Source organism: Okeania sp. SIO2F4 (assembly GCF_010672385.1).
Taxonomy (GTDB): Bacteria; Cyanobacteriota; Cyanobacteriia; order Cyanobacteriales; family Microcoleaceae; genus Trichodesmium.
This window is the reverse complement of record NZ_JAAHGT010000488.1, coordinates 1-7156: the sequence shown is the minus strand read 5'-3', so window position 1 is coordinate 7156 and position 7156 is coordinate 1. Positions and strand designations below refer to the sequence as shown.

General features: G+C 39.6%; 7 protein-coding genes. 2 read left to right on the top strand and 5 right to left on the bottom strand.

The genetic code is table 11. The annotated features are described in order from the left end of the window. Positions 1-206 (top strand): hypothetical protein (locus tag F6K22_RS25540; protein WP_293104470.1); only part of this gene is annotated, 206 nt, incomplete at its 5' end. Between the two features lie 946 nt (positions 207-1152). On the opposite strand, the gene F6K22_RS25535 is transcribed toward F6K22_RS25540, so the two are convergent. The 4 genes from F6K22_RS25535 to F6K22_RS25520 form a co-directional block, all read right to left on the bottom strand. Continuing rightward, positions 1153-1431 (bottom strand): transposase, encoded by a 279-nt coding sequence (locus tag F6K22_RS25535; protein WP_293104467.1) that lies wholly within the window; start codon positions 1429-1431, stop codon positions 1153-1155. A gap of 441 nt (positions 1432-1872) precedes the next feature. Then, complete coding sequence (locus F6K22_RS25530; RefSeq protein WP_293104464.1) at positions 1873-2361, bottom strand: hypothetical protein; 489 nt, start codon at positions 2359-2361, stop codon at positions 1873-1875. After that, entirely contained in the window at positions 2307-2690 is a 384-nt protein-coding gene (locus F6K22_RS25525) for a hypothetical protein (RefSeq protein ID WP_293104461.1), read from the bottom strand. Before F6K22_RS25525 ends, F6K22_RS25530 begins: the two co-directional genes overlap by 55 nt. After that, complete coding sequence (locus tag F6K22_RS25520) at positions 2687-3313, bottom strand: hypothetical protein (protein WP_293104459.1); 627 nt, start codon at positions 3311-3313, stop codon at positions 2687-2689. The genes F6K22_RS25525 and F6K22_RS25520 overlap by 4 nt, the downstream gene beginning before the upstream one ends. Before the next feature lie 696 nt (positions 3314-4009). Between F6K22_RS25520 and modB the strand changes: the two genes are divergently transcribed. After that, positions 4010-5926 (top strand): molybdate ABC transporter permease subunit, encoded by a 1917-nt coding sequence (gene modB, locus F6K22_RS25515; protein ID WP_293104456.1) that lies wholly within the window; start codon positions 4010-4012, stop codon positions 5924-5926. A 180-nt stretch (positions 5927-6106) separates the two neighbouring features. Here the strand turns inward: modB and F6K22_RS25510 are convergent. After that, positions 6107-7156: IS200/IS605 family accessory protein TnpB-related protein (locus tag F6K22_RS25510; protein ID WP_293104453.1), on the bottom strand; the 1050-nt coding region annotated here is incomplete at its 5' end.

Below are 7156 nucleotides of genomic sequence, written 5' to 3'. Positions count from 1 at the left end.
CGGCCCTGGGCGGTACCTTCGCCCGCGTCCGACTGTCGACCGCCGGCACCGCTGCGACCACCGGCGGCGCCGCGGACGGTGAAGTCGAAGACTACGCCGTCACTCTCGAAGCGCGCTCGGATCTCTCGATCACCAAGGGCGACGCGCCAGATCCGGTGATCGCTGGGGAGACCCTCACCAATGCGCTCAAGCTGATAGCTAGTTAAACCTTTATCTCACTATAATTTCGAGGTGTTTGTCACCCCGTGAGCATTGATAGTTATTTTTTTGGGAAGTGGGTTTCGCGGAGCAATATGTTTGCATAGCATTCCCTTAGAAAGGAAAAAGCGGAGTGTTGTTGCGCCCAGTACCATGAGTGCGAAATGGATGTTGAATTGGCGTTGGCGGAGTAAGTGCGGCAGCTACATCGCTCGCTCATCAGTCCTCTCACTTCAATCATTAGCTAGAGCCTATGTATTGCCATAAGTTACAAAATGATTACTTTCGCCAACAGTATCTTCTCTAGTTTTACGCCTACATAATGCAAAAGTTCAACAAGGGGTTTGAGTAGCAATTGATACTGTTGATGAACTTAATAAAAGAGATAAATTCGCGAATATTATTCGCGAATCTAGTAATTCACTCCGAGCTCTTTGAGAGTGAGAAAAGCTCCGTTCTCTATTCATATTATGTCCGGTAGCATCGGTATTGTATAGCAAAAGTAGGGAACACTTAACACTTAACTGGGAACAGGTAAGAAGACTTAAGGGCAATAAAAAAACTTAAATTTCCTGTAGATATTCACCCTAACTTTTACACAAATGATACCAGCGGACATGATATCACACTTGAATTGATTATTAACTCAATTATTGAGACATGATTTCATTATTGGCTCTGACCCTAATAATTGCTAGTACCAAGGTCCGAAATCTATGCTATGACTATAAGAATGGGGGATTTACTGACAATTATTATTCATTCTATTTGCTTATTGTCACCACTTTTCATGGGGTGTTTCACCCTTTTCTCTCCCTCGCTAATCAGGAGCTAACTGGGCAAAAGAAGAAACAGGAGTTTTAGCCAATGGTACACCTTGAAACCAAGCAAATAGGCGAATCATATTCATTGCAGTTGCGCTCAATATATGTTTTCAATGAACTTTCTGCAAACCTACATAACGGCAGCATGCGCAAACCCCGCACCACGAACACCTTGAGAAATTGTACCTTCGACTCCAGCACGTTGATTGTACTGTTTTAACCATCTTTTGTTTGTTTGCTGTTTTCGTCTTTTGACAATAGCCAAATGTTCCTCTTTTGGGCGCAGAGTAATTTCTCTAGGCTCGGTTGCCGAGCGTGTACATAGATGACGAAATTGGCATTCTCGACAAGCCTTTTTGGGAAATTTAACTCCAATTCTTAATGTTTCTCCTGTATGAATCAAAAACAAGCATCATCAGACCAAATTGAATGAATCGATCGTATCACATCCGCGATCGCTACTCTTGAGAACCAAAAAAAACAAATTATTGCTCAAGGTGAAGTTGCACCTCCAGGGACACTAGTTTCTCCCGCTTCAAGTACGACAGCAGCAAAACATTTATTGGTACTACAAACTTCAAGCACAAGAGCCAATTTTTCCTAAAGCCAATGATGCTAGGAGTTTTAGTAAATATAAGCATTTAGGAAAACCTGGTAGTCAAGCTCATATGACCGCAGTAATGCAGGTGGTCAGGCGTTCTCGTTCTTGATGAAATTCAACGTACTATTGATACTTTGTCACAAAATTTATTGGACATTGGTTTTGACGAGCAACCAAAACAAAAATCAAATAATTAACTCGATAGATTAGCGAATAATATTCGCTAATCTATCTCTTTTGTTAAGTTCATCAACAGTATCCTGTAATGTACCTAGACGGAGTTTTCCGAGCTGCAATAAGGTCAGCATAGCTAACTTGTGGTGGTCGCCGTAGTTTTATTAAATCATTCTTAATAGATGCAGACTTCTGAGGTAACTCCTTCTTGATCTTAGTTACGGCTTCAGAAATACTCGCTTGAATGTCACTATTGGGATATTGAACTTTGAATGCATCACCTAACTTGTCAGCAATTTTCGCTAACCCTTCTTGTGTCGTATCATCATACTCTCCAGGCTTAAATTTAATTGATATAGCCGTAGAATTATCTTGATCTCCATGGTTAACTTTTTGAATGGTGAAATAACTTAAGCTCCTGTTGAAATGAGATGCCATAAAAGCTCTGACTGGTTCTGGAAGATTAGTTGGTGGTATTATTTTATTGTCAGTTTCTGTCTTCCATGGTTTTAACTCTGTCTCCACATTGAGTCGATCTTCTGGTCGTCCCTGATTTTGAGCCAATCTGGTAAATCATTTGTACTTTGAGGAGATAAAGTCCACGTTAAACCATTCCAATCAGCAATTTTAAAATCCCCGCCGTCAAAACCTCTTGCCCGAATCACTGTTCCTGGTGAGAGTTGAGAGTCCGCTGTAGAATAAATTGTGCGTAGCATACCTGCATAGGATTTGTTACCATCACTTTGAGTACCATATTTGGGTTTAGTCCGATCGGTATTAGGTGTCAGTTCATGATCAACTCCAGGAGTAGTAAGTTCTTTTGCCATTTTTTTGAGTTCATCATTGTTGCTTCTGTTAGGACCATTGGCGATCGCTTCTAGCTTTGCTTTCACTGTCGGTCAGCATCATACTGGAACAAATAATCTACATAAGTTGACTCCCAATCTTTTTGGTCTTCAGGAACTTCATACTTGTACAAGTTGTTCTGGGGATTAACCTGAACTTCAAGTCGAAAAGATTGAGAGGTTTGAGCACTTTTTGATTGAGTCATATTCAGATGACCGCCCGTACTACCATTCAAATTAAATCCAAAAGAGCCAGCAGCAGATACATTCAAAGAAATACCGCCAGTAAAATTGGTATTAAAAGAATAGGAACCACTACTCGATTCTTGCCTCACATCCATAGTATTAGTGGTTTCAGCATAGAATCCCCCGTCTGCTGTCCACACATAGGTATTAGCAATATTGCGAGTAGCAAATTTTTCCGGTAGACTTTGGTCTTTAGTCAGAGCATCAGCAAGACTGCCGAAGGTGCTAGCAGCACCCAAACCTATTCCTGCAATAGGAATAGCCCCAGCAGCACTAGCTAAAAGTCCTGCATTGGTACTCATTACATTTTTGAGAATGCTATTGGATAGGGGTGAAGCATCGTAGTTCTGATAATAATTTTTCAACTCTGCTGCTTCCCCTAATTTATTTTTATCCTCTTCTGGAATAATAATTGCTCCGGCCATACCAAAGGAAATTTAGTATTATTGCCAGGAGAAGTAGCTGAACAAAAACGTCAACAGGCTGAAAACAATATCAACGTGCCGAACGTCTGGCGACTAAACGAAAAAAGTTAGGGGTAGATATTAGACATAGGCGTGAAAATTAAAAATAGAATCAATTACTTCTCCGTGTTCCCAGTTAAGTGTTCCCTGTTCCCTCTTTTCCGGATAGGTCTATTGATTCTGTCTAATTCCAGAAAATATGCTGAACGGAAGCCTATCTCAATCTGGAGGGAGGTTATGCGATCGCTCCCTGATCTTAGTCTCAAATGTTGATTATAGCGGTTTTCACAAAGGTAGACTCCAAAACTTCTACCTTGAGGCTAAAATCTCTGTATTCTATGTTAATCAAAAGCGCTATAAGAATCCAACCTACTAGACCGACATAGCTAAAATGTTGTAATAGTAGGGACGGGTTCATTTTTTTTGATAAGTATAAGTTAAAAAATTATAACACAAGAGTTAATTTTGATCAATCTTTCTTGTGAGAACGAAATAACCCTGGCGATCGAGTAGCTAGGAATAGTTCTTGATGAACAGAAAACTACTAACTAAATTAGTTATAGATGAATTAATAACTATCAAAAGGTTTATTACCAAAACTACTCCCCAACCCACAAATTATCCCTAAAACCTAACATTTTCTCCTTAAAATTAATAATGAACTTAGACATATCTCCAGCTTGGATTTCCCTTAAAACTGCAACAGTCACTACAATTATTACCTTTTTCCTCGGCATTGCAGCAGCACGTTGGATGCTAGGATATCGCGGTAAAAACAAAGGACTAATTGATGCCATTTTAACATCCCCTCTGGTATTGCCTCCAACCGTCACAGGTTTTCTATTACTATTATTATTAGGTAGAAATGGTCCTCTTGGTCATCTACTCTCCTCAATGGGAATAACATTAATTTTTACTTGGCCTGCCACTGTAATTGCAGCTACCGTTGTTTCATTCCCCCTGATGTACAAAACATCACTCGCAGCTTTTAATCAAATTGATACCAGTTTGCTTGCTTGTGCTAGAACTTTAGGTGCTTCAGAATGGAGAGTATTTTGGCGAATTTTATTACCCTTGGCAAAACCGGGAATAATTGCCGGAACATTACTATCTTTTGCCCGATCGCTCGGTGAATTTGGTGCAACCTTAATGTTGGCAGGCAGTATTCCTGGCAAAACCGAAACTATTCCCATTGCCATTTTCTTTGCCTCCGAAGGTGGGAATATGAAAGAAGCATTTATTTGGGTGTTAGTAATTTTAGCCATATCTCTTGGGGTAATAACTGGTGTCAACTTCTGGTCAGAATCTCAAATTAAAAAGCGCATGGCACAAAAAACAGAAAAGCAAATTGTTGATGTGCGCTCTGTACCTAAAGTCAAAACAATACCTTTTACACTCAACTCCCGCAACAAATCACAAAGTCTATTTGTAGATATCCAGAAGCAACTCCCAGGATTTTTATTAGATGTTGCTTTCAGTGCTAATGACAAACCATTGGGGTTATTAGGAGGTTCCGGTGCTGGCAAAAGTATGATTTTACGTTGCATTGCTGGTTTAGAAACTCCCACTCAAGGACGCATAGTTTTAAATGGGCGAGTATTATTCGATGCAGAACAGAAAATTGATTTACCCAGTCGCGATCGCCATGTTGGTTATTTATTTCAAAACTACGCTCTTTTTCCCCATCTAACCGTAGCTGAAAATATTGCTTTTGGTTTACCTACAGGTTTGTCATCAAACGAAATTCAACAACAAGTACGAGCGCACTTGTTGGCAGTGCAGTTACCAGGATATGAAAAACGATATCCAGGGGAACTTTCTGGAGGTCAGCAACAACGGGTAGCTCTAGCGCGAGCATTAGCAAGTCAACCGGATGCTTTATTATTAGATGAAGCTTTTTCCGCATTAGATACTCACCTGCGACATCAGATTGAAACATTGGTTATTGCCACCCTAGAAAACTATAAGGGGGTGACATTATTGGTGACTCACAACCTAGAGGAAGCTTACCGCATTTGCCAAAATCTCTTGGTAGTTGATGACGGAATTATTCTGACTCATGGTCTCAAACATGACATTTTTGAATATTCTACCAGTGTGAGAGTTGCTCAGTTAACTGGTTGCAAGAACTTTTCTCAAGCAGTAGTTATAGACGATCGTAAAGTAGAAGCTGTTGAATGGGGATGTAGTCTTGATATTCTCGAACCCATTCCAGAACATTTTTCTCACGTTGGTATTCGCGCTCACCAGATTACTTTTACGGAGGAAGCAAACCAACCGAATACTTTCCCCTGTTGGTTAGCAGCAACCAGCGAAACTCAACATCGGATGACTTTATATTTGAAATTATATCAACCTGCAAGAAATGCTTTTGACTACGATTTACACGCAGAAGTATTTAAGGAAAAATGGCATCAAATTAAAAATCGTTCTTTTCCTTGGCAGGTTTGTTTAGACCCTTTCCGTTTGTTATTACTAGAGGGTACTCCATCGCGATCGAATGTTAACTGGCATCTTCAAGACTCTCAAGACATTGTGTTGGTGAAGCGTAACACCAAAAATACAATTAAATAATTAGACCTCTACGGAAAAGAGGGAGGTAGGGAGTAGGAGACCCACCCTTAACCCCTCCCAGAAGGGGAATAATTAATGATTTATACGTATGGGATTGATTTTATTTTGATTATTGGAGAATTTGTATAACTTGATAATACTGACTTTGTTTGTAAATTCTTTCTAACACCTTCTTGAAAACTAGACACGCGCTAGACATCTGCCATCGGTGAGTGCATTCTTATTTCGTGGCTCACCCGTTTCAATGTGTACTTGCACAGAAAGTTGATGTTCCGCCCATAAACTATGGGTGAGGATACCCTCAAGGGCTTTCCGACCTTGAAAAAGTTGAGTCCTCCGAATACAATGCAGTTTAATAAAACTAGCAACTCGCCTCCAGTGACTCCAATCATGTTTGTTGACATCCTCCGGTCTCAACAAACATTTAGGAATTTTTTCTGATAATTTTAACGCTCTACCACCAATTACTAAACCAGCAGCAGTACCACTATTTAGGCCGTATTTAGCCATATAATTAACCATTCCTATCACACTGGTAAAAGCTGGATTAACTTTGATTAATTCAATTCCAAATCTTCTACAACATGATTCTAAAGCTTTTCTAAACATTCCCGTAGCCAAGTTAGACAGCATCTCATTATAAACTTTACTTTCCTCACTCCGAGCAATGGCTTTTTTCTTGGTAAAATCCAGAGACTCAATAGCAATAGCACATTCAAAAAACTCTGCTAATTTGACAACTTGACAAACAATATTTCTCATAGATGCTTGCCGTTGTCCTGTAGTTTGATTTTTCCATTGGTACGGTATCTCTTCTAAATATTCAATATTGCCATCCCATTTAACATAAGTAACTGAAATCTCCTCGGCATTAAAATCAATGCCTATACAACCATTTTTTCTATTATGAACTACTGGAATTTCTTGTACATAAGTAGAAAGATGTATATACCAATTGTCTTGTTTATGTTCCCGACGAAAAATAGAAATTGTGATTGGTTTGAAATTATTTAAAGCATAATCTAAGTCTGAGCTTCTATATCGACCACTCCTGTCTGAAACAGAAAACTCTAACTGTATTTTCTGACCATATTTATCTTGTAATGGTCTAGGTAGTTGAACTTGTAGTTGATACAATCCATCCTCTTGTAATGGGAAAACTTTCATCATAGTTCCACCGCCAGGCTGAGATTTTCCCACGCAGAAAAACCTGCCTGAGCGTTTCTTACA

What these genes read in the sequence shown, in the direction of transcription:
- modB (WP_293104456.1), top strand. Translation starts at nt 4,010, where the DNA reads ATGAACTTAGACATATCTCCAGCTTGGATTTCCCTTAAAACTGCAACA.
- F6K22_RS25520 (WP_293104459.1), bottom strand. Translation starts at nt 3,313, where the DNA reads ATGGCCGGAGCAATTATTATTCCAGAAGAGGATAAAAATAAATTAGGG.